Raw genomic sequence first — 23,274 nt, 5'->3', positions numbered from 1 at the left:
TGCCTCATGAATGTTCAGGCTCGATTGATACGCCAATTATCAGCGACTAAGCCGTTGATGGCGTGGACGTTCGCGCTGGGTGTCTGCAGCAGTGTCTCATTGCTGCTGCAGGCCCACTTTATGGCTATTGGGATCGGCATTCTGTTCTTGCGCGTGCCACAACACACAAATTTGTTCACGTTCGACGCCGGATTGGCAGTTACGTTTTTGGCGCGCAGTGTATTTGGGGCTGTTTCAGGTTGGATTGCGGCTCGGTTTGCAGCAAATGCAAAACTCGACATGCGTTCTCGCTGGATGTCACAGTTATTTACGCTCAGTTCGACGAAAATCGAAAGCATGCAGACTGGAGAATTGATCACGACCGCAGTGACAGGTGTCGACAACCTAGAGTCGTACTTGGCAAGGTACTTGCCTCAATCCGTTGAGGCTGTTCTCGTTCCTGCCGTGTTGCTGCTCTACATCCTTCGGCTGGATTGGATTTCTGCGGCGCTGCTCGTCGTCACCGCCCCGCTTATCGTTTTCTTTATGATTTTGCTGGGTAACGGAGCTGACTCTGTAGCCCACAAACAGTGGCACGTGCTGGAGGACTTGTCTTCACGTTTTCTCGAGATGATTGAGGGTTTGATGGCGTTGAAGTTGTTCTCGCGCTCTGCCGACGCAAAGCGAGTTCTGTTCCGTATTGGCGATGCCAACCGAGTTGCAACAATGAAGACGTTGCGGGTGGCGTTTCTTTCCGCCTTTGTTTTGGAGCTGTTTGCCACGCTTGGAACGGCGGCTGTTGCGCTCGCGCTAGGACTAAGATTAATTCACGCAGAGTTGGCATTCACACCCGCCTTGACGGTGCTTTTACTAACGCCGGAATTTTTTCAACCGATTAGAGCTCTGGGGAGCGAATTCCATGCGGGACTCAATGGGCTTGCCGCGGCAGAGTCATTGTTTCAGTTGTTGGACGAACCAAACGAGGATGTCGATGCACGCAACATTCCTGGGACCATGGCGAACGGATTACCAGACATCCGTTTTACAGATATTCGTCTTCGCTATCCCGGCGAAAAAGAGGATAGTTTGTGTTCATTAAATCTAACCATTCATCCGGAGGAAATGATTTCCATATTGGGTCCAAGCGGATGCGGTAAGACCACATTGCTGCGACTATTGTCCGGAAGCTTGTCCCCGTCGGCGGGAATCATCGAGGTGGGAGGTAAACAGGTACAGACACTGGCATCTCCTGCATGGCGAAAACTCGTTACCCTGCTAAACCAGCAGCCACACATCTTTTCTGGATCGGTTCGCGAAAACCTCCAGATGGCCGTACCAGTTGGTGAAATGGTTGAAGATGATCAGTTGCACGATGCCCTGCGAAAAGCCGGTTTGAACACTTGGTTTCGATCCTTGCCTAACGGTCTTGACACGCGGATTGGCGATGGGGGGTAGGACGGTGAGTGGAGGTGAAGCCCAGCGTATCGCAATCGCACGTGCTTGGTTGCGCCAATCTCCGTTGCTTCTTCTCGACGAACCTACGGCACATCTTGATCCGCTAACCGCTGCAGATATCGAAACGACACTTGAAGAGCTGATGGCGAATCGTACCGTTATTGTCGTCACGCATGACCCTGGATTCGCGAGTCGAATGGACCGGATGATCTTTCTTACATCGCATGGATTCAGTACAGGTTGCGAAACCCAACTGGAGTATAGGTTCGCCGATTGAGGAGGAAGACCAATGCAAAAATGGAGCTGGATACTGAAGTGGGTTGCCTCTTTTCGATGTTGACGGAATCCCTGACCCTGTTTGCTGAGCAAAACGTCGATTTCATCGATGCGTACTTGGCATGCAAGAGCCGGGACACCGACGGCAAGATGGTTTCTTTCGACCGCGACTTTCAACGGCTCAATGTAGCACTGCATGTCCCAGAGTATACGGGCTAAACGGCCGGAACGTCGATTGCGCACAGGAGGCACGGCGGCCATGGACGAGTCACTCATATACCGCGAAGCCACAAAGGTTGATACGCAACTCGCCAACTTGATGGCAAGCGCGAACGAGTATGTGCGCCGCTCAAAAGCGCAGAACACCATCAAGGCATATCAATCGGATTGGCAGTCGTTCTCTCGCTGGTGCAAAGCGCGAGGGCTCTGTTCTCTGCCTGCCGAACCTCGCGTCGTAGCGTTGTATCTGTCCGACATGGCCGACCTGGGTTACAAAGCCAGCACGATTGGACGACATATGATCTCCATCGATCTTGCGCACAAGACCAAGGGGTATCCGTCCCCAACATCCGACGAGACGGTCAGGTCCGTATGGCGTGGCATTCGTAATACGATTGGCGTCGCTCCAAGCGGCAAATCTCCCGTGTTGGTGGAAGACCTGCGACGTATGTTGCGGCATGCTCCAAACGATCTGATGGGATTACGTGATCGAGCGCTTCTGCTCATCGGTTTCGCCGGGGCATTCCGACGCTCGGAACTGGTCTCGCTCAATGTCGAGGATATCGAGTTCACCCGGGAAGGCCTTGTCATCACTTTGCGACGCAGCAAAACCGACCAGGTTGGCGAAGGGCGAAAAGTGGGCATTCCGTACGGATCGTTCATCGAGACGTGCCCGGTTCGAGCGCTTCAAGCATGGCTGGAGGCAACCGGCATTGAATCGGGCGCACTGTTTCGGCATGTGACCAAAGGTCGTCAAATTGGCACGACGCACCTGTCAGATAAGAGCGTGGCGCGCATCGTCAAAAAATACATTGAGCGAATCGGCTTAGACGAAAGCAAATTTGCCGGCCACAGCTTGCGCGATGGTCTGGCCACGTCCGCCGCGATGGCGGGCGCGTCGGAACGAGACATCATGGCGCAGACCGGGCACAAGAATCCGATGATGGTACGCAGATACATTCGAGACGGTAACTTATTCCGTTCGAATGCGGCGGCTAGAATAGGACTGTGAATCTTGCTTCGACAACTCGACTCTACCAAAGAGGTTGAGATTGGCTCACTTTCATTCTCACGAGCCAACCGATTTGACACAATTATACGGGCGTCACTAATTTAACCCCTTGAGAGGGCATGCAATATACACAACGCAGATTACATCGATCCGTGATAGAAATTCACAGATTGTGAACACGCCCATATCGATCCGTAAGTACCGTTGAAAACCCTTAGGTTTCGTTAATGTTAGGAAGAAATTCGTTCTGGGTGGGTATAAATATTGAAAGAATCTCCCCGTACAAATCCAACGGTTGTAATGTTAAGCTCCTCCGCAATGTCTAAAGCGAGTGCGGTTGGAGCTGACTTTGCAAGTACAACTCCCACCCCTATCTTGGCTACTTTTAATACAACTTCCGACGACAACCGTCCACTAAAGGTAATCACCTTTCCATGAAGGGGAATGTTGTTTCTTAAAGCATGCCCGTACAATTTGTCTAATGCATTATGCCGACCAATATCGGAACGGGAAAGTAAAATTTCCTGTCGATCGGCCAGACAGGCAATATGCACCCCGCCCGTTTCATGAAAAATATCAGCCGATTTTTCCATGTCTCTAATGAGTCTGAAAATGGAATCCGGGTGAAGGGTAAACATATCGTCAACACGCTTGGCTGTATGAGCATCATTGAAGAAATAAAATGTTTGGCGACTTTTTCCACAACAGGAGGCAATATATCGCTTATTGTAAAAGTCTTGATTAAAGTTTACTCTCGTCGAAGTTCGAACCCTGGCCGTACCACGAAATGTGCTCACCTGCAAGTCTTTTAATTGATCAATGGAACGAATAACACCTTCCGAAGACAAAAAGCCGATAACCAAGTCCTCCATATACTCGGGGCTGCAGACGACAGTCGCCATTTCACCATCATTGACATAGATGGTTAAGGCATATTCTGTAGCCACAACATCCTTTGTGTTTTCAAAGAATTCCCCTGAGCGATAACGAGTGATGACTCGTTCAGCCTTGAGAGGAAGTCCATAGAACTTTGATTGCACACCCATGCGTAAACCTCCATCACTGTCTTTACAAGCTTGGTAAGGATCAAGAATCCGGCGGAACGCAGATTAGTCTCCACCGGACCGTTGTATATTTGAAGGCTAGAGCTTTTGGCCCAAACCTTGCAGCAAACCAAGCATGAAAGTCAAAGCTCGGTTAACACCAGGGTCACGAAACGCCTTTACGAGATTGAACATGCTAACTCTCTGATTAGATTCAAGACTCTTTTGCCCTTGGTGTAGACCGGCTATGAAAGCCTCCATCAGCACACCTAGTTGTTCTGGGTCAATCTTACTGACCACCCCCATCGCGGTCATAGCGTTTTTTATCGTGTTCAAAACAGATGGCTTTAAAATTTGTTCTAAAGCAATAGAGGCGACTTTCTCCTTTGAATTCAGTAAGGCATGCAAAATTTCCAGGACTCCGCTGCTTTCAAGGTCTTGAATCAGCGTCAACAGGCTTTGTAACGCCTCTTGATGGTCTGCGACCGATTCCTGCAATTCTTGTAAGGACCTTCGTTTCTCGTCCTGTTCCGTAATCTCTATTCGTTTAATCTTGGTGGTTGGCTGTGCCACTGGTGACAACCTCCCATGCCCGTTTTTCCACCGGAATGTATCCGGGTCGGTTCCACTTACGGTGAACCTCTACTCCCTGCTGCGGGTTTCGCTTCCCAAACCTAGGATTGTTCCGCGGAATGGGACCTTCACCTTTATCGCGCAGTACTTGCATTTTCACATAAGTATCTTTGAAGGCGGGTGTATTCGTCCTCGTATCTACTCCAGATCCCGTCAAGAGATTCACGGCTGATTCTTCACTTGCGGAATTCATCGGAACGTATATTTCTTTACCCTGAACTCGGTCCGTAATCGTAACACGTAGTTTTACCTGACCGTACGGGGATTCAAGCCGCACGAGCGCTCCTTCGCTGATACCCCGCTCCTTCGCCAACTCAGGAGAGATTTCCACAAATGTATCAGGAACCTTTTTCATGATGCCCGTTGACCGGCTTGTCATGTTTGTCTCATGGAAGTGTTCCAGCAATCGACCATTATTCAAATGCAGGTCATATTCCTCGGTGGCCTGCGTTGGCGGCACCCAGTTCGCGGGAGCGAATTTCGCCTTTTTGTCCTCGAATCCAAACCCATCGGTATACAGAAGCGGTGTGTCCGTACCGTCCGGCAGTACAGGCCATAACAAACTCTTGTACCCCTCAAGGCGTTCGTAACTCACACCCGCAAAAATCGGTGCGACTCTCGCAGCTTCATCCATAATTTCAGACGGATGATTGTAGTTCCAGTTGGCCCCAAGACGGTTTGCAACTTCACATATGATTTGCCAGTCCGGCTTGCTATCACCAAGTGTTGGTAGAGCTTGATACAGTCTCTGAATTCGACGTTCTGTATTTGTAAAAGTCCCCTCTTTTTCAAGACTTGGACTCGCCGGCAAAATAACATCGGCAAATTGCGCAGTTTTAGAAAAAAACACGTCTTGCACAACGAAAAAGTCCAACTGGCTGAGCGCCTTGTGAATGTGGTTCGCATTCACATCAACCCATGCCATGTCTTCGCCCATCAGATACATTGCCTTTAATTGCCCATTCAAGATTGCCTGAACCATCACCTGATTATCCATTCCTGAGGTTTCGGGAACCGGGGTACCCCAAACCGCAGCAACCCGTTCTCTCGCAACTGGGTCACTTACGAGTTGATAACCCGGAAGCCAATTCGGAAGAGTACCGAAATCACAAGCACCTTGAACGTTGTTGTGGCCACGAAGTGGGTATGCGCCAGCATTTGGACGAGCGTAGTTGCCTGTTGTTAGAAGCAAATTACTGATTGCCGCACTTGTCTCACTGGCACCACGTTGCTGGGTGACGCCCATTGCCCACAGAATAGCGACCCCATCCGCTTCATGTATCATTTCAGCCATGTGGATCAACGTATCTTTGGAGATCCCTGTCATTTCTTCGGCATATTCCAATGTAAACTGTTTAAGAGATTGGACGAAATCGTTAAATCCGTTGACTTTCTCAGAAATGAAGGACTGGTCGTGCCACCCGCTATCGATAATGTATTTCGTCACCGCAGATAGCCAAACGTGATCTGTGCCAGGTTTGGGATGCACAAACAAGTCAGCGCGTTCCGCCATCTCGTTCTTTCTCAGATCCACAACCATCAACTTTTTACCATTCAACTTTTGCGCCCGCTTGACACGAGTAGCAAGTACCGGATGTGCTTCTGCCGGATTCGCACCGATGATGATAACGAGACCTGCGCCCGCAATATCTTTAATCGTTCCTACGTCACCGCCTATACCCACCGTCCGCATGAGACCATCCGTCGCCGGCGATTGACAGTACCGTGAACAGTTATCGATATTGTTCGTCCCGATAACGGCACGCGCCAATTTTTGCATAAGGTAATTTTCTTCGTTGGTCACTTTTGAAGAAGAAATGAAGCCAAACGCATCAGGACCATATTTTTGTTTAATCTCTTGAAACTTCTTGGCTATCAGGTCAAGTGCCTCATCCCATGTCGCTTCGTAAAAAGAATCTCCGCGCCGAATCAAGGGCTTGGTGAGTCGTTCCTCACTGTTCACAAAATCCCAACCAAACTTTCCTTTTACGCACGTGGAAATTCCGTTAACAGGCGCCTTTTCTGTAGGTTCGATTTTTAAAATCTTACGTCCTTTGGTCCAAACGTCAAAGGAACATCCGGTACCGCAGAAGGTACAGACTGTTTTTGTCTTTTTAATCCTGTGTTCACGCATAGCAGATTCGACTTCCGAAACCGCGAAAATTCCGCCGTAACCAGGTTCAACTTCCTTGACAAGATTAATCATAGGATTAAGAACATCCGTCGGAATCCCCGACAAAAATCCCGCTTCACCCAACATCGACTTTTCCATCAAGGCATTGGTCGGACAAACGGAAACACAATGTCCGCATGATACGCACGACGATTCGTCAATGGGAACGTCGTTATCCCAGATCACCCTTGGCATATCCCGCTCCCAATCAATGGACAATGTTTCATTCACCTGAAGGTCTTGGCAAGCTTCTACACAACGTCCGCAGAGGATACATTGGTCTGGGTCATACCGATAGAACGGGTTGGACATGTCCTTCTCATAGCCTTTGGGGCGATACGGATATTTTTGATGTTCAATTTTCATAAGCTCTGCAGTATTGTGCAAAGTACAGTTTCCGTTATTGTTATCACACACAGTACAGTAGAGCATGTGGTTCTCAAGAATTCGATCCATCGCTTCCGTACGGGCTGCCGTCGCAAGTCGAGTGGTGGTTTCGATGCTCATCCCCGGTTGAACCTTCGTCGAGCACGCCCGTACCAACTCTCCATCTGTTTCCACCATACAAGTGTCACAAGTTTGAATGGGGCCTAAATTGGGGTGATAACAAACATGAGGATGGTCGATTCCGTGTTGTATCATTGTCTCTAGAATTGTCTGACCATCGTAGGCGTCATATTCTTTTCCATCTATCGAAACAGCAAATTTAACCTTTAATGTACTAGAATTCCTCATCGACGTACCTCCACCAGAAAATAAAAAACTTCACCAAAACCAAATTCCCTCTGTTACAAGGAGCTGGGTTTCAGTGAAGTAGCTCAAAGCACATCCTGTACTTTTACACCAATCCACAAGTATTCCAACTGACTAGTACAAACATACTGCGCTTAGCCTTTATCGATCAAGTCCTAAATGTGGTGTGGCCGTGTCAAGTTTCAGTAGGTGAGACCTCTGTATCAAACATTTACGCAACGGTGAATGGTGCGCGCACCAACGTCCGCAGGACATACTTCACCCACGGCCGGCTCGCATGCGAGCCGGCCAGCGCTGGCAACTGTGTCTGCATCCAATTGTCCGCAATCTGCCGTTTATGCTCCATAACTGCACTACGGCCGGTTCGCATAACCCGTGCAGGGATGACGGTTTGCCTCACTGTTTTCTCGTGGTGCGAGTCGCCATTCGAGCGTACGGCCATGACCCGTACCAGATGATCTGCCCCAGATGCACTCCATCGCGCTCCGTTCCTTTTCATCCGCCACGCCAGGTCAAATGAACCACAAGGGAAACTAGATATGCATATGGGAGGTTCTACTACCTTGGCCGGGAAGGAACCTCCCTATTAGGTGAACATTGAAGATCCATCTTCGGTGGTCTTTGAGTTACCCATTGGCTTACTATGGACTTTATCAATGATCTACCGCACATTCAACGTGCAAAAATTAAATTACTCAAGTTTCGCACCCTGATAGGATGCGAAAACCCTTGACACAGCGGGATTGGTGGTGGTGTAAAAGCAAAACACCCTCATCTTTGGTAGACTGGAGTTGACCAAACAACCAGTATCTACGAAAGGACGAGGGTGCTTCTTCGATGGTACGCGAATCCCATGGCCATGATCAACTCCAATCTATGATTACTCGGTTCTTCCATGAACATCGCATTGCATCTTTGCTCAAATCGTCCAACATCAAGAAGGAGACGGGTATCCCGGTTATACATATTTTTCGGTTCCTGTTTCAGATTGTCTTTCTTGGCCGCAATGTAAGCAGGCTCTTGAATGACGCGTCGACTGATTTCGAAAAGGACACCGTGTATCGATTCCTGAATTCGCCGCGGCATAACTGGAGGAAGTTCCTTCTGTCACTCGCCGTTGCGGTGGTACAGCGCTTTTCCAAGCTGACCTCTGATGACCGAGCCGACGTGCTAATCGTGGACGACTCTTTGTATGACCGTAGTCTGAGCAAGAAGGTCGAACTGCTCGCCAAGGTTTTCGATCACACGACGCACCAGTTTGTCCGGGGCTTCCGAATGTTGACGCTTGGATGGTCGGATGGCAACTCATTCGTTCCAGTGGCCTTTTCACTACTGAGTTCGGAGAACGAACGCAACCGGTTGTGCGGAATGAGCGAGTCGATCGACAAACGGACCACGGGTTACAAGCGCCGGCGCGAGAGCACGATGAAGGCCACGGACGTCATGTTTGAGTTGCTGTCACAGGCACAATCCGCGGGTGTGAAGGCGAAGTACCTGCTGTTCGACAGTTGGTTCGCCTATCCGTCGGTGATCTTGCGGGTCATCACAGGTCACGCGATGAACGTCATCTGCATGCTCAAAGCGATGCCCCACGTGTACTATGAATTCGAAGGGCGTAGGGTGACCTTGAACCAGCTGTACTCACAGGTGCGAAAGCGCCGCGGCAGGGCCAAGATTCTGACTTCCGTTGCAGTGATCATCGGCAAGGATGAGAAGGGACGGCCGGTTCCAGCAAAGATCGTCTTTGTTCGCAATCGCCACAAGTCCCGCGATTGGTTGGCACTCCTGTCGACCGACACATCTCTGCCGGACGACGAGATCGTCCGGGTATACGGTAAACGTTGGAATGTCGAGACGTTCTTCAAAATGACCAAGTCGTACCTCAGGCTGGCAAAGGAGTTCCAGGGGCGTTCGTACGACTTCATGGTTGCGCATACCACGATTGTGTTCACGCGATACATCATGCTTGCAGTCTTGTCTCGCGAGGAGGCGGATCCACGTACCCTCGGCAAACTGTTTTACGACTGCTGCGACGAACTGGCAGATATTCGCTTCATCGAGGTTCTCCGCGTCCTGCTTTCATTACTGCGACAGGCACTACAGGAGTTTGTTGACCAAGATCCAATCCTCATCGATCGGGTTGTCGGGTTGTTTATCGACCGTTTACCCGCACCACTCAAGGCAAAACTCGCTGCCTAGGGGTGCGAAACTTGAGTAAATTAGATAATCCATCGTAAGCACTGTACCTAGTTTCCCTAATGGTCTAACAACCATAGGGGTGATACAAATGAACGTCCTATCCACCGAATCATCACGCATTCAAGCTATCTGGGGGAATAAAATCCTCGATGATGGATTCACACCTATCCCCAACCTCATCCTTCGCAATTATCGAAAATTAAACATCGAACATGGAGAATAGGGATTTATTACCATCCTCATGTCCTATAAGCATGACCACAAGAATCCTTACCCGCATCAAGAAACTCTCGCCAATCACCTTAATGTAACTGTACGTCAAATACGTAAATGGACTGATTCCCTCATCGAGAAAGGGCTTCTTCAGGTCGGGCGACGTATGAATCCCCACAATCATAGACTAGGTTCCCTCGTCTATAACTTCGAACCGTTGCTTCAACGTGCGTTAGAATTCGCAAGTAATGACCAAGACTCGCTGAATAACGCCGACGAGGTTGAAACTGTTATTTATGACGATCCATTCGTCGTACAATATGAAGATGCGTACGCTGTCCCACAGGAACCTGAGGTACACGTAGAGGAACCCCAGGTCCCCTTTAACCCTGAAGTTTCGGAACCTCAAGTCACAATTCCAGAGGAACCTCAGGTACCGGTCATGAATAGAACAAGTAATAACACTACTACCTCTACTACTACTTATAACCATGTGCCTGCGAGCGACAAAAAATTCGATAATGACCCATTTGAACAAATCGAACTTGCCATGATGACCAATATGGGCCGACCGTATATTGCAAAACGTGACGACTACATCGCCATTAAGCGTTGGTTAACTAGTCAAGTACCTCTAAGCTGGATTATCGATGGCATTCATAGGGTTTTTTCACAAAGACCAGGTGCAACCATTCGCTCGTTTAAATGAGCGTTTTGCAGAATGGTCGTTTTGGGTGGAGGTGAAAAAGGAACAACACCTAGGGTAAGTAGACTGGTTTTCCATATACTAGAATTCTAACGGTTTCTCGTCAGGTCAACTCGTTATCATTTATGCAGTCTTCTTGTGTCGTTCGATATGGTTCACAGCTAGTGCCGATGCAAGTAACACGATCGCGTTGAGGAACATGTACGTCTTTACTTTTCGAATGCCTCGGACATGGACGTCGTTCGCCGTCAAATTCGTCTTAAGTCTTGCGTTACAACGCTCTACAGCAGTTCGCTCGTTGTATAACAGCTTCCAATTCTGCGTGCCTCGGTGTGGTGCGCAGTAACGCCGAATATCTTCTGTGATCCGCTTTTTGACCACCATACCGTAGTTGGATTCGGAACATGTCGCGATTCCAAGCGGACAATCTACCTTCCCAACCGCGTGCGGGCAGCGAAACTTTAGTCGGTCACCGTCCGCACCCCAATACACCATGTCATATCCCATCGTGCAACGCGGCGTCCCGTCCGATGCGATTCCTTCAGGCGGTTCTTTTTCACCGCGCTTGTTCATCGCGATAATTGCCTGTGCACCATATTGACGAACCATTTCATAGTTTTTGACTTGATCATATCCAGCGTCCATCATGACAAAATCGATTTCCCAACCGTGCGTCGTCACGACGTGTTCCAGCAATGGCGCCGCCATCTCACCATCAAAGACGTTCGCTGGTGTGACATCCAAAGCAACTGGCAGTTCACTCGCGGTGTCCACAGCCAAATGGCGACCGTTGATGATGCTCGCTTCTTTACATTGACTGACCAGGTCAATGAAGAGCTTCTCAGCGAGACCCAACTCAACAACGGCTGAAAACACGCGACTCAGTCTGGAGACCGACGGGGCTGCTTCGTCGATTCGAAACCCACACTGGTAGCGAAAGCGTATATCTCGAGCCAACCGTTCATGAAGCCTTGTGAACGTTGAGATTCCTTCAAGCGGAGCAGCCAGCAGTGCGCGCAGAATCGCTTCACGATTCATAGGCTTCGCGCCTTGGGGTGACTGTTTTCTCAATTTCGAAGCATAGGGTTGTAAATCCAAGACAGCAAAGAACAAGGGCAGACGATCGCTGGAGTCAATTTCTAGCCAGTCCTCAAAGGAAAAGAGCGATGGTTGGAGAATATACAAGTGGGACTTCCCCCCTCGAAAATTTCTGGTTTGGGTTACTTGAAATTTTCTCGAAGGTTGGGGTGAAGTCCTTTTTCATGCCCTCAGAACCCTTGCCCTGCGGGAGTTTATAAATCTGCAAAACGCTCAGCCTTAAAAACTCTTGAATGAGCGTTTTGCAGAATGGTCGTTTTGGGTGGAGGTGAAAAAGGAACAACACCTAGGGGAAGTAAACTAAATTCCACATACTGGTATTCTTGCGCCGTTTCTCGTCACGTCAACTCGTTTTGATTTATGCAGTCTTCTTGTGTCGTTCGATATGGTTCACAGCTAGTGCCGATGCAAGTAACACGATCGCGTTGAGGAACATGTGTGTCTTTACTTTTCGGATGCCTCGGACATGGACGTCGTTCGCCGTCAAATTCGTCTTAAGCCTTGCGTTACAACGCTCTACAGCAGTTCGCTCGTTGTATAACAGCTTCCAATTCTGCGTGCCTCGGTGTGGTGCGCAGTAACGCCGAATATCTTCTGTGATCCGCTTTTTGACCACCATACCGTAGTTGGATTCGGAACATGTCGCGATTCCAAGCGGACAATCTACCTTCCCAACCGCGTGCGGGCAGCGAAACTTTAGTCGGTCACCGTCCGCACCCCAATACACCATGTCATATCCCATCGTGCAACGCGGCGTCCCGTCCGATGCGATTCCTTCAGGCGGTTCTTTTTCACCGCGCTTGTTCATCGCGATAATTGCCTGTGCACCATATTGACGAACCGTTTCATAGTTTTTGACTTGATCATATCCAGCATCCATCATGACAAAGTCGATTTTCCAACCGTGCGTCGTCACGACGTGTTCCAGCAATGGTGCCGCCATCTCACCATCAAAGACGTTCGCTGGTGTGACATCCAAAGCAACTGGCAGTTCACTCGCGGTATCCACAGCCAAGTGGAATTTGTATCCGAACCAAGCAAGCTTGTTGCCAAAGGTATCGTATTTTGCGCCCCAGTTGGCATTGCCCGTTTCCTGGCTCTTGGACTTAGGTTGTTTTTTCTCGTAGGACTTCACGGCGGCACTGTCCACAGCCAAATGGCGTCCGTTGATGATGCTCGCTTCTTTACATTGACTGACCAGGTCAATGAAGAGCTTCTCAGCGAGACCCAACTCAACAACGGCTGAAAACACGCGACTCAGTGTGGAGACCGACGGGGCTGCTTCGTCGATTCGAAACCCACACTGGTAGCGAAAGCGTATATCTCGCGCCAACCGTTCATGAAGCCTTGTGAACGTTGAGATTCCTTCAAGCGGAGCAGCCAGCAGTGCGCGCAGAATCGCTTCACGATTCATAGGTTTCGCGCCTTGGGGTGACTGTTTTCTCAATTTCGAAGCATAGGGTTGTAAATCCAAGACAGCGAAGAACAAGGGCAGACGATCGCTGGAGTCAATTTCTAGCCAGTCTTCAAAGGAAAAGAGCGATGGTTGGAGAATATACAAGTGGGACTTCCCTCCTCGAAAATTTCTTGTTTGGTCACTTGAAATCTTCTCGAAGGTTGGGGTGAAGTCCTTTTTCATGCCCTAAAAACCCTTGCCCTGCGGGAGTTTATAAATCTGCAAAACGCTCAACTTACTACCTGAAATGCGTTGAGATAACCTGGTATATACGCAAGACCAATTATTATGAGCGTTTTGCAGAATTCGATTTTTCACCGTTTCTCGCACATATATAGTGTACGAAATATCAATGGAACACTATATATAGTGTCAAATGCGTTGTGAACGTTAATTCTGCAAAACGCTCATTATAAATAATGCCCCTGGAACTGTGACAAACTTAGATAAGTCTCTAACCCAAGGTATTGACAACCAAATGGAAAATCCCATCCAAATCAGAGACACAAGCTGACAAATATAGAATTTGTACTTAATTGGTATGTAGAAATTGGTTAAAGTGTGAAAACCTCGATCTGTGTTTAATGGTAGCAAAGTGTCACACCTCGTCGTGTGTCTTCCCAATTGATAATGAATACGTCTTGACAGTGTTCCTTCCACTTTCCTTCGCGCTGTACAAAGCCTCGTCCGCATGTCGGAGCAATTCTTGCCTTGTAGTTCCATCCATCGGATAAAAGGCAATACCAATACTCGAACTCGTTTCAAATACATGTTCTCCGATTTCCCAAGGTTGTTGAATGGATGCCAGAATTCGCTGGGCAACTCGGACTACATCGTCTTCCTGTTCAATTTCAGGAAGAAGAACGGTAAATTCATCTCCACCAAGACGAGCAAGGATGTCGCTGTTCCGAAGACAATCTTTCACCCTCTGTGCAAACTTTTTAAGGAGTTTATCCCCAACATCATGACCCAGTGTGTCATTGATGGATTTGAAACGATCCATATCCATATACATCACTGCCATCTTCCGCCCATATCGTTCAGCTTCTTTGATTGCTTGTTTGAATCGATCTCTGAACAATCGACGATTGGGCAAGCCTGTCAAAGCATCATGGAACGCCAAATGCGCCAATTTTTCCTCATATGCTTTTCTCTCTGTTATATCTCTGGATACCACAAGGAAATGCTTAAAATTACCTTCATGATCAAAAACAGGTGTCGCTTTACCCTCCAACCATATCCAATTGTCTTTTATATCTCGAAATCTGAACTCAAACATGCAAGGCTCTTGTGTCCTTACGGCATTCTCCAATTGGCTACGTATTTTCGGATGGTCTTCTTTGTGCATCCAATCCCTTGCGAAATTGCCCTCATAGGCTTTAGTTGGAAATCCTAACAGAGTGGTATGGGATGGGGAAGCGTATATAAAACGTCCATCCCAATCGATCAAGCATATCAAGTCATGCATGTTTTCTGCTATCAATCGGTACTTTTGTTCACTTTCACGAAGAGCTTGTTCTGCCCTCTTTCTGCGGCTAATGTCATGATACATCATCAGGAAAGCAAGCTTACCTTCATGACGAATGGTAATTCCCGTAACGTCAACGTCAATGACTGTTCCATCCCGACGTACCAGCTTCTCTTCCACAGTATCCAGCTTAGTTCCAATTTGCTCTACTTCATGGATGCGATTTTCGATCAAGTGAACAGAATCGGGGTGGAAGTAATCGAAGATAGATTTCCCAACCAACCCTTCCAAAGACGACTCGCCAAATAGTTCAACGCACGCAGGATTTGCATATTGAATAGACTCATTCTGATAAATCACGATGGGTTCAGGTGAATTTTCAACCAACCGTCTATATCGTTTTTCGCTTTGCATCAAGGCTTGTTCGATCATTTTTTTCTCTGTGTCATCTGTAAAAACCATCAAAATGGCAGGACTGCCATCAATATGGATAGCGGTACTGCCCATATCTACATACAACAATTCTCCATCCGACAATTGCAATTTCATTTCCACGAAAGAAGGATTCTTGTCCTTGACCATTTCTGCTATCCTCTGCTTCGCAATTTGCAAGGAATCTGGGTGTACGTAAGAGAAGATATCTTTACCTATCAAATGATCTTCCTTCAACATTTTTACAGTTGCAGGGTTCACATAGAGGATTACACCATCTCTGTGCACAACAATTCCCCTGGGAGAGAGTTCTGAAAGCTTACGATAGCGTTCTTCACTTTCTCTTAACGATTTTTCCAGTTGCTTTTGTTCAGTAATATCCTTCGTGACACAAAATACTCCGACGACTTTTTCACGGACATACAAAGGAACCAACTTAACCTGCAGGTGAAGGATGCCCCCATTTTTATGAAGTGTATCGGTCTGAAATTCGGATGGAACCCCCTGCAACGCTTTGCGGAAATATTCTTCAACTCGTTCTGTTGTTTTATGGAAAGCCATCTGCAGAAAAGAGCGTCCCTGAAACTCCTCTTGTGAGTAGCCAAACAAGTATATTGCGGTTTGATTAACTTCCATAATGGTTCCATCGATAGCAAGAACAAAAATCCCATCGGAATTATGTTCGATGATAGATTTGTAAATTTCGAGATGTGAGTCGCTGTACGACCAGCCCATAGATTGATCTCCCTTCGGGAAAGCTCGATAATGATGGTTAAATTTCATCCGTCCCCCACATGATGCCTTGATGATACGAGTACTGTAGTGTCGTTGGTGTACCGTTTAGAGGTGCAGAAAATACTTGGTTCACTGCTCTGAGCCGTCATAATGTTTGATCGGTAAAATGACGTCAACCGTCGTACCTCGGTTTACGACACTGTCGATATGAAGCGTCCCCCCATGTTCCTGGACAATCTTAAGGCTAATCATTAACCCTAAGCCTGTACCCTTCTCTTTGGAACTATAGAACGGTTCCCCAATATGTTTCATGCGCTCCTGTGGAATGCCACATCCCTGATCAATAAATCGGAATTGTATCGACTGTGGATCGTGTAATGATATCTGGGCGGTGATGGTTCCACCATTTGGCATAGCCTCTACGGCGTTTTGAAGAATGTTGATAAAAACCTGTTTCATTTGATTGTCGTCGCAATAGATACACGGTAAATTTGAATCATACTCTTGTTTGATTTCAATATTGTGCAACAGTGCCTGTGAACCCATGATCGTCAAGACTTGTTCCAAGAGGGTCTTTGGATGAACATCTCTCCTCTGTACCACTTGGGGTTTGGCAAGTGCTAATAGCTCGGTAACAATATCGTTTAATCGAGCGATTTCTGACATCATTACATCGAAATAAAGCGGTTTATCAGTTTCCTTTTTTAGTAACTGAATAAATCCCTGAATCGCCGTGAGCGGGTTTCTGATTTCATGAGCAAGACCCGCGGCTAACTGCCCCGCCACGGCAAGTTTCTCCGATTTTCGAATCATGTCTTCAGCTTGTTTTCTCTCTGTAATGTCACGGGCTACAACAACGATGTGCTCTACCTCACCGTTGTCGTTAAGTACAGGGGTTCCCGTCGCGTCTACATACACCCAACGACCGTCTGCATGTTCATATCGAAACTCGACATGGCATGGTGTCTTTGATGAAACCATGTGAGCAAATTGCTTCACTACATACGCACCGTCATCAGGATGAACCAACTTAAATGCAGAGTGACCCTCATATTGGTGCGGTCGAAATCCCAAAACTGTCTCATGAGAAGGGGACGCATAATGGACGACACCATCCGCATCCAAAACCCCAATCAAGTCCTGCGTATACTCGGCAATGAGGCGATACTTTTCCTCACTCTCCCGCAATTTCCGCTCTGTTTCTTTGCGTGCTGTAATATCTCTTGTGCTCTCCACCACGGCAACAACTTTGCCATCCGCGTCGTAAATTGGATAAATGGAGGTAGAGGCATATAACGGTTCGCCCCCCTTACGGAATACCGTGATTTCATAAGGGGGTATCGTCTCCCCACGCATGATTCGTTCCACTAAACGATTCCAACCATTATTGAATCGTTCGTGGGAAACAGTTGGGGTGGGCTTCCCGACAACCTCTTCCTGAGTCCATCCATACATCGCTTCCCATGCTGGGTTAACCCGCAAAATCTTCCCGTCTAAATCCATGATGTTTACTGCGTCTTGTGCATTGTTGAGAAGCGATTTGAGCTTTTCTTTTTCCTCTGCAAGTTTGCGCTCTGATTCCTTGCGTGCTGTAGTGTCTCGGATAATCACTTGGACAGCATGTTCATCGCCATATAGAATACCAACACCTGTGGCTTCAACATCAATCTCCGCACCGTCAAATCGTATATAACGCACCTCAACCAAACCATAAGTGTTCCCTTCAGCTTTCATCAAATGGTCTACACGGTTAAGTACCCTGTTCCTATCGTCGGGGTGAATGAAGTCCACAATGGAACGACCAATTAAGTCATTAACGCTCCTCGCGGCAAGCAACTCTACGGACGATTTATTGGCATAAACGATCCTGCCACCAATGTGTACGAAGATTGCATCTGGTGAAAGTTCAACCAATTCGCGGTAGCGATTTTCACTTTGACGGAGTTTTTCTTCCTGTACCTTACGTTCCGTAATATTACGAGCCACGGCTAAGACATGACTAACTTCACCATCAGGTGATAGGATCGGACTCCCTGCGACTTCAACCCAGATATATGAGCCATCTGCCTTCGTATATCGACACTCAACACTCGTCGAACTCTTACTTTTAATCACGCTCTCAAATCGTTGCCTGACGAGGGAAACATCATCTGGGTGTATTTTTTGAAAACCAAACTTACCCTCACTGCCCTCCATAGAGAAACCGAGAAGTCGTTCATGGGAAGGAGAAATATATTGAACAATTCCATCTCTATCTAACAGGACAATAAAATCGTCAGTGTTGTCTGCAATTAACCGATATTTCCTCTCCTGCTCTGCAAGCCGTTCCGTTAGAAGGGATACTTCCTGCTCTCTTTTGACACGTTTAGTAATATCGACACACGAAGCGATGACCTCCGTGACCACCCCACCTCGACGTATCGGACGCAACGAAGCGAGATACCAAATACCATTCGATTCTGCTTCATACGTTACATAATTCTCGCCTTCCCAAGCCCTCCGATAATATTGAAGTTCCCTTTTAGCGTCAGGCAGAGGACGAAAGTCCGTTAATTCCTTTCCTACAATTTGTTCAGGAGTTAGACCGATGCGATACACTAATTCTCCGTCACACATCGTATGAATGAATTCCCCGTTCTTCTCGATAAACTTAAAGATCATTCCTTGTTGTTGTCTTACCGTATCTCGTGATTCTTGGCGGGCAGTTTCGAGCGCACCTTCCAGCCACTTTTCTCTGCTGACCGACCTGGGAATTCCCTGCTGATCAACAATCCCATTTATATCGTCTAACTTTTGTTCCAGTTCCTTTGGAGGTAAAGGTTTACTGAAAAAATACCCTTGCCCTTCATTACAAAGGTTCTGTTGAAGAAAAATCAGATGATCTTTGGATTCGACCCCTTCAGCAATGACGTCCATTTCCAACTGATGTGCCATTGCTATAATTGCCTTAACAATCGTTCCATCTTTCGTGTCTACTGTGCAGTTCCGAACAAACGTTGATCAATCTTGATGACATCAATTGGTAATTTACTTAAATAGTACAGAGAACTATAGCCTGTCCCGAAATCATCCAGACTTATCCGCACACCAACTCTTTTTAGCTCCCGCAAAATAGAGAGGATGTGATCGACATCCATGATCGTAGACTCGGTAATTTCCAGTTCCAGGTTTTCAGGGGCAAGTTCCGTTTCCTCTAAAATATGTTGAATCCGTTCAACTAAGTCGGGCTGATAAAATTGACGAGCAGAGAGGTTGACTGCCATAATCATTGGCGGAATGCCTATATCCTGCCATGCCTTGCTCTGGGCGCAAGCTGTTCGCAAAGCCCATTCCCCAATAGATGAAATCAGGTCAGTCTCTTCTGCGAGAGGAATAAATTCCGTTGGAGAAATTAGTCCTCTCTTGGGGTGGTCCCAACGGATCAATGCTTCAACTCCTGCGATTTTTCCTGAAGCCAAATCCACCTTGGGCTGATAGTACAGATGGAACTCTTGACGTTCCAGTGCCGTTCTTAAATCTATCTCCAGTTGTGATTTATCCATACAGCTTCAACCTTTACCCCTATTGCTTCACAAGATGACAACACTCCTGCTATATCTATGATGTATTTCTTCGCATCAAGGAACGATCAATAGGAATTTCAGCATAATAAACGACCTTTCTATTTGAATCATTTTCCAATCTATAAAATCAACCCGATTTCCGTTCCATATACGATGTTTTTGTGTCGATTACAATCGGTTTTTGTCGATTTGTGTAGAGTTTTATGTAAATTAGACGGGTTAGAGTAGGGGGCTGGGTGAAGGGACGGCTTCGTATTAGATTTGAAGGTAATATTCCACTATAGAAGTCCAACAAGTCCAGATGAACAGATAGGCAAATCCAATAAAGGATCGGAGTGCAGACACGCACTATAAGTGCAACCTATTCGTTATCTGTTCTCCTTCCCCAGCATTTGGAGGTAAAAGCGATTGGCGAGATTGTACTGAGAAGATGGGGCGGAAGAACGGGGACACAGGGATTGCTAAGTTAGCAATAGCACTTTGAGTTTATTTGCATACGGTCTTCTGTGCAGAAAATTAGCACAGGAAAGAATGTAAGTTTCGTCATAAAACGGGAACCATATGCTCGGACATTTCTATCTGGAGGTGTGAACATGCCGTTAGTACCTTATGATCCCTTTGGTATCATGAGACGTGACTTTAACTCGTTCCCGTCATTCCCTCGACTGTTCGACGACGACAGGTTTGAGGGGCACTTTGCAAATATGCCACGGATACGAGTGGATGTTCGAGAGAGCCAAAATGAAGTGATTGTGACTGCAGAAATCCCTGGACTGGAGAAGAGGGAAGACGTGAACATCACCGTCCACGACAACCATCTTCATCTGAGCGGTAAAATCGAACGAATGGACGAACAAAAAGACGAGAACGTGCATCGAATGGAACGATACTACGGACAATTCTCCCGTACTGTGCCCTTACCGACAGCCGTGGATGACACGGGAGCGAAAGCATCGTATAGGAACGGCATATTGGAAGTCAGGATTCCAAAGAGCCAGAAGCAAATCGGTCGTCAGATTGACGTGGACTTTCACTGAAACACATACAGCAAGTGCCCCTTGGGATTCCAAGGGGCACTTTCGCGTTTTATGGGGTTGAACAACGTGTTCGTTTAATTCCCGCTGTCCCTTGACTCAACATTAACCGCCCCGCTGAATCAGCTTTAACGGGTACGCCTTTCAAACCCACTAAATTTGTACCTGTTGACCGTCCAACTGACTCCCGACAGACACTCGATTTCGCCCACTTTGTTTGGATTTGTAAAGTTCTACATCAGCACGCCGAAACAGATCGTTAAACCCTAATACTTCACCCTCCCTGTTATCCGCAACACCCATGCTTGCGGTTATAGACACTGGGGTGTCGCCACAGTGAATGCTCAAGTTTCGAATCGCCTCTAACATCTGCTCCGCTTTCCTTACACCCACATCAAGTGTAACCCCTCGTAGGATTGCAACGAACTCGTCCCCACCATAACGACCAATCAAGTCATCACCGCGCAAAACACTCGCACATGCCTCTGTGACATCACGAATTACTTCGTCACCAAACAGGTGTCCGTACTGGTCATTGATGCACTTAAAGTGGTCGATATCTACGACAATACAAACAATGTTTTCGTATCGATCCGCCGCTTCTTTGAGCCATTGGTTTGCCGTTGATTCCAGGCGATGCCGATTCGGTAAGCCCGTCACATGGTCGGTATTTGCCTTCTTCTTCAGGTCTGCCAAACTGTGTTTCACTTCAAGCTGTAAGGCAGTTCGTTCCAGTTCTCTCTTTCGACTCTCCAAAAGTACCGAAATGTATTCCTTTTGAACATAGAATCCCGTCTTAAAATCCCCTATTTGTTCACACAATCTGCATCGTTCTCTTTGGATCTCTTCGAGAAGATAAATGTCATCGTAACGGTTGACCAAATCCTTGGCACGGCTCAACCATTCGAACGCTTCCCTATAGAAGCCCTGATGCGAGAACCAACTTCCCTGTAACATGTGGAATTGAACTCGTTCCCTGATGTACGAATCCGAATCCAAAATAGGCTGTTCACCGATCTCGTCAATCAGCCGTCTTGATGCCTCAAAATCACGAAGCCCTATGTACGCTTGCGCGATATTCAACTTCACCCTGAGTTCCAGAATCACGCTTGGCGGACAGTGCAGTTTCGCCGCTTCAAGCCCCTTTCTTCCCATTTCTAAGGCATCCTCAAAATTCTCTTCGGCAAGATATAGATGACTGTAGTTGCTGTACGCATTGCTGACAATGTTGTACTTTTGCAACCGAGTGCCAAGGGCAATGGTTTTATCCAACGTAGACTTCGCCTTGGTGAAGTCTTTATTGTATTCGTAAAGCAAGAACAGGACATTGTGTCGATTCAGATGGTCAGTCTCGTCTCCGTACTCCCTACAGACTTCATCATAAGCGGTGATGCAACGAAACGCTTCCTCAATATCGCCGATGCAGTAGTAAGATGCCGCGCTGTTCAAGTGGGCGACGAGGATGGATTTATAATCGTTGCTCTCCTCTCCACGCTTCAGGAGATCGTAGCAAGCCTCGATAGTCTCTTTGTACTTTCCTTCTGCTCTAAGTGAAGTCACCTTTCCTTGAAGTGACTTGAGGTCATTCTCTTTCACGGGTTCACACCTCACAAACACAGGGATGGGGAAACCGCTTAAAGGTCGAGGTGTGTCACTCTCCTCGCATCAATTTACCAAGCAAGCATAAGCGCTCCGTGACCAGCAATTTGTCTTTTATTTCTTGGTTTATCATGTCGAATCCTGCACATCAACGCTCCTTAGATAGTGGTGAGTGCGAAATAGCAGGTCTGCCTCGGTTGCCGATGTTTACAATCGACCAAGCCGCTCCCCAGTCACGGAAGTTGTTTAGCAAGCAGAAAGCTCTTGCTATACCCTCTCCTCCCTATCCCCGCTTCAATCAAATTGATAAAGTTCTACAGACCCAAGCATAGTTCCCTGTAGGACAAGAGATCCGATCACAATGTCAACGATGTCGAAAATCAGAGAAGGCTCGTACCGCTCCGATCACTGGTCGTTCTCGTCCTCAAAACCCCGTCACTACTGTGCTTTCCCGAATGGCGCGACCGTTCTACAGGTCGCCGCAGAAGGCTGTATGCCGAGCCGTACTCTCCCTTCACCCTTTCACCCACTTCAAATCCAACCCATGACTTCTGAAATCAAATTTAGCTCCCTGTACTATGTAACCGTCAAATCAATTTCTTCCCTGACTCCCTCCCCCCTCAACCCCTTCTCATCCCTTGCCCCGCCTGGCTTTTCTCGACTTTTTCTCACGCTCACCCAATATCTTCCGTCAAATGAATTTCTACGCTGGATCACGCCTTTTCTCACCCATTTTTCTCCGTAATTTTTCCAGATTCATCGATTCTGCGTAAAATGAAGTCGTTCCCTGCGGGAAGGGCGAAGAGCAGGGCTTGAGGGTTAAGGGAAAACAGATTTGGTCAATTATTTTTTCGCATTTTTGTTCGGGCATGGTCTTGGTGTGCCCGTCAAATCAAATCCTTCCCTCGCCATCTCCCTCCTCAACCCTGCCTCATCCCTTGCCACGCCTGGCTTTTCCCGACTTTTCCTCCCTCTAACCCACTTTCTGCCGTCAAATTCGATCCTTCTCTGGATCACGCCTTTTCTCACCCGTTTTTCTCCGTAATTTTTCCAGATCCATCGATTTTGCGTAAAATGAAGTCTTTCCCTGCGGGAAGGGGGAAGAGCAGGGCTGAAGGGATAAGGGAGAGCAGATTTTGTCGTGTATTTTTTCACATTTTTGATCGGGCATGGTCGAGGAATCCTTGATATGTCGGGCTTTTTCGCTTCTTATCTCCTTCCGAACTTC

16 protein-coding genes and 1 pseudogene are annotated in these 23,274 nt (G+C 47.5%); 8 read left to right on the top strand and 9 right to left on the bottom strand.

Going from position 1 to position 23,274, the window contains the following annotated elements:
* The first annotated feature begins 6 nt into the window (after positions 1-6).
* The 4 genes from cydD to K1I37_RS02255 are packed head-to-tail and all read left to right on the top strand — an operon-like array spanning position 7 to position 2,941.
* The gene (cydD, locus tag K1I37_RS02270) at positions 7-1,434 is read left to right on the top strand and encodes a thiol reductant ABC exporter subunit CydD (protein ID WP_021295091.1); all 1,428 of its coding nucleotides are present in this window, start codon (positions 7-9) and stop codon (positions 1,432-1,434) included.
* A gap of 4 nt (positions 1,435-1,438) precedes the next feature.
* Complete coding sequence (locus K1I37_RS02265) at positions 1,439-1,711, top strand: ATP-binding cassette domain-containing protein (RefSeq protein WP_021295092.1); 273 nt, start codon at positions 1,439-1,441, stop codon at positions 1,709-1,711.
* A gap of 20 nt (positions 1,712-1,731) precedes the next feature.
* Positions 1,732-1,929 carry a PIN domain-containing protein gene (locus K1I37_RS02260; RefSeq protein ID WP_021295093.1) on the top strand — a complete coding sequence of 66 codons (198 nt, stop codon included), beginning with the start codon at positions 1,732-1,734 and terminating at the stop codon, positions 1,927-1,929.
* 40 nt (positions 1,930-1,969) lie between these two features.
* Positions 1,970-2,941 (top strand): site-specific integrase, encoded by a 972-nt coding sequence (locus K1I37_RS02255; RefSeq protein ID WP_021295094.1) that lies wholly within the window; start codon positions 1,970-1,972, stop codon positions 2,939-2,941.
* 230 nt (positions 2,942-3,171) lie between these two features.
* Here the strand turns inward: K1I37_RS02255 and fdhD are convergent, their stop codons facing one another.
* From fdhD to fdhF, 3 genes are all read right to left on the bottom strand, one after another.
* Entirely contained in the window at positions 3,172-3,987 is an 816-nt protein-coding gene (fdhD, locus tag K1I37_RS02250) for a formate dehydrogenase accessory sulfurtransferase FdhD (protein WP_021295095.1), read from the bottom strand.
* A gap of 96 nt (positions 3,988-4,083) precedes the next feature.
* Entirely contained in the window at positions 4,084-4,557 is a 474-nt protein-coding gene (locus tag K1I37_RS02245) for a helical membrane plugin domain-containing protein (protein ID WP_021295096.1), read from the bottom strand.
* On the bottom strand, positions 4,532-7,525 hold the full coding sequence (gene fdhF, locus K1I37_RS02240; protein WP_021295097.1) for a formate dehydrogenase subunit alpha: 2,994 nt from the start codon (positions 7,523-7,525) through the stop codon (positions 4,532-4,534). Before fdhF ends, K1I37_RS02245 begins: the two co-directional genes overlap by 26 nt.
* Before the next feature lie 855 nt (positions 7,526-8,380).
* Here fdhF and K1I37_RS02235 point away from each other — a divergent pair.
* The 3 genes from K1I37_RS02235 to K1I37_RS02230 all read left to right on the top strand — a co-directional run bounded on the left by K1I37_RS02235 (position 8,381) and on the right by K1I37_RS02230 (position 10,664).
* Entirely contained in the window at positions 8,381-9,742 is a 1,362-nt protein-coding gene (locus K1I37_RS02235) for an IS4 family transposase (protein WP_021295099.1), read from the top strand.
* Between the two features lie 88 nt (positions 9,743-9,830).
* Entirely contained in the window at positions 9,831-9,965 is a 135-nt protein-coding gene (locus tag K1I37_RS21455) for a hypothetical protein (RefSeq protein ID WP_272496361.1), read from the top strand.
* An 18-nt stretch (positions 9,966-9,983) separates the two neighbouring features.
* Positions 9,984-10,664, top strand: a complete 681-nt coding sequence (locus K1I37_RS02230; protein ID WP_021295806.1) for a helix-turn-helix domain-containing protein — start codon at positions 9,984-9,986, stop codon at positions 10,662-10,664.
* A 120-nt stretch (positions 10,665-10,784) separates the two neighbouring features.
* On the opposite strand, the gene K1I37_RS02225 is transcribed toward K1I37_RS02230, so the two are convergent.
* From K1I37_RS02225 to K1I37_RS21710, 5 genes and pseudogenes are all read right to left on the bottom strand, one after another.
* Positions 10,785-11,846 (bottom strand): transposase, encoded by a 1,062-nt coding sequence (locus K1I37_RS02225; RefSeq protein ID WP_242215966.1) that lies wholly within the window; start codon positions 11,844-11,846, stop codon positions 10,785-10,787.
* A 271-nt stretch (positions 11,847-12,117) separates the two neighbouring features.
* The gene (locus tag K1I37_RS02220) at positions 12,118-13,320 is read right to left on the bottom strand and encodes a transposase (protein ID WP_242215907.1); all 1,203 of its coding nucleotides are present in this window, start codon (positions 13,318-13,320) and stop codon (positions 12,118-12,120) included.
* Positions 13,321-13,813: 493 nt separating this feature from the next.
* Entirely contained in the window at positions 13,814-15,898 is a 2,085-nt protein-coding gene (locus tag K1I37_RS02215; RefSeq protein WP_081654246.1) for a PAS domain S-box protein, read from the bottom strand.
* An 81-nt stretch (positions 15,899-15,979) separates the two neighbouring features.
* A complete protein-coding gene (locus K1I37_RS21715) occupies positions 15,980-18,466 on the bottom strand; it encodes a PAS domain S-box protein (protein ID WP_407653219.1) in 2,487 nt (828 codons plus the stop codon).
* A gap of 261 nt (positions 18,467-18,727) precedes the next feature.
* A pseudogene (locus K1I37_RS21710) lies at positions 18,728-19,392 on the bottom strand (putative bifunctional diguanylate cyclase/phosphodiesterase); the annotation flags it as partial.
* Positions 19,393-20,006: 614 nt separating this feature from the next.
* On the opposite strand from K1I37_RS21710, the gene K1I37_RS02200 reads away from it, so the two are divergent.
* Complete coding sequence (locus K1I37_RS02200; protein WP_021298171.1) at positions 20,007-20,450, top strand: Hsp20/alpha crystallin family protein; 444 nt, start codon at positions 20,007-20,009, stop codon at positions 20,448-20,450.
* A gap of 150 nt (positions 20,451-20,600) precedes the next feature.
* Here the strand turns inward: K1I37_RS02200 and K1I37_RS02195 are convergent, their stop codons facing one another.
* The gene (locus K1I37_RS02195; protein WP_021298170.1) at positions 20,601-22,043 is read right to left on the bottom strand and encodes a tetratricopeptide repeat-containing diguanylate cyclase; all 1,443 of its coding nucleotides are present in this window, start codon (positions 22,041-22,043) and stop codon (positions 20,601-20,603) included.
* Between the last annotated feature and the right edge of the window lie 1,231 nt (positions 22,044-23,274).

This window comes from Alicyclobacillus acidoterrestris (assembly GCF_022674245.1).
GTDB classification, from domain to species: Bacteria; Bacillota; Bacilli; order Alicyclobacillales; family Alicyclobacillaceae; genus Alicyclobacillus; species Alicyclobacillus acidoterrestris.
The sequence above is the reverse complement of the archived record's forward strand: the minus strand, read 5'-3'. Positions and strand labels throughout refer to the sequence as shown.

What these genes read in the sequence shown, in the direction of transcription:
- K1I37_RS02260 (WP_021295093.1), top strand. Translation starts at nt 1,732, where the DNA reads ATGGAGCTGGATACTGAAGTGGGTTGCCTCTTTTCGATGTTGACGGAA.
- K1I37_RS02235 (WP_021295099.1), top strand. Translation starts at nt 8,381, where the DNA reads ATGGTACGCGAATCCCATGGCCATGATCAACTCCAATCTATGATTACT.
- K1I37_RS21455 (WP_272496361.1), top strand. Translation starts at nt 9,831, where the DNA reads ATGAACGTCCTATCCACCGAATCATCACGCATTCAAGCTATCTGGGGG.
- K1I37_RS02200 (WP_021298171.1), top strand. Translation starts at nt 20,007, where the DNA reads ATGCCGTTAGTACCTTATGATCCCTTTGGTATCATGAGACGTGACTTT.
- fdhF (WP_021295097.1), bottom strand. Translation starts at nt 7,525, where the DNA reads ATGAGGAATTCTAGTACATTAAAGGTTAAATTTGCTGTTTCGATAGAT.
- fdhD (WP_021295095.1), bottom strand. Translation starts at nt 3,987, where the DNA reads ATGGGTGTGCAATCAAAGTTCTATGGACTTCCTCTCAAGGCTGAACGA.
- cydD (WP_021295091.1), top strand. Translation starts at nt 7, where the DNA reads ATGAATGTTCAGGCTCGATTGATACGCCAATTATCAGCGACTAAGCCG.
- K1I37_RS02230 (WP_021295806.1), top strand. Translation starts at nt 9,984, where the DNA reads ATGTCCTATAAGCATGACCACAAGAATCCTTACCCGCATCAAGAAACT.
- K1I37_RS02255 (WP_021295094.1), top strand. Translation starts at nt 1,970, where the DNA reads ATGGACGAGTCACTCATATACCGCGAAGCCACAAAGGTTGATACGCAA.
- K1I37_RS02215 (WP_081654246.1), bottom strand. Translation starts at nt 15,898, where the DNA reads ATGAAATTTAACCATCATTATCGAGCTTTCCCGAAGGGAGATCAATCT.
- K1I37_RS21715 (WP_407653219.1), bottom strand. Translation starts at nt 18,466, where the DNA reads ATGTGTGACGGAGAATTAGTGTATCGCATCGGTCTAACTCCTGAACAA.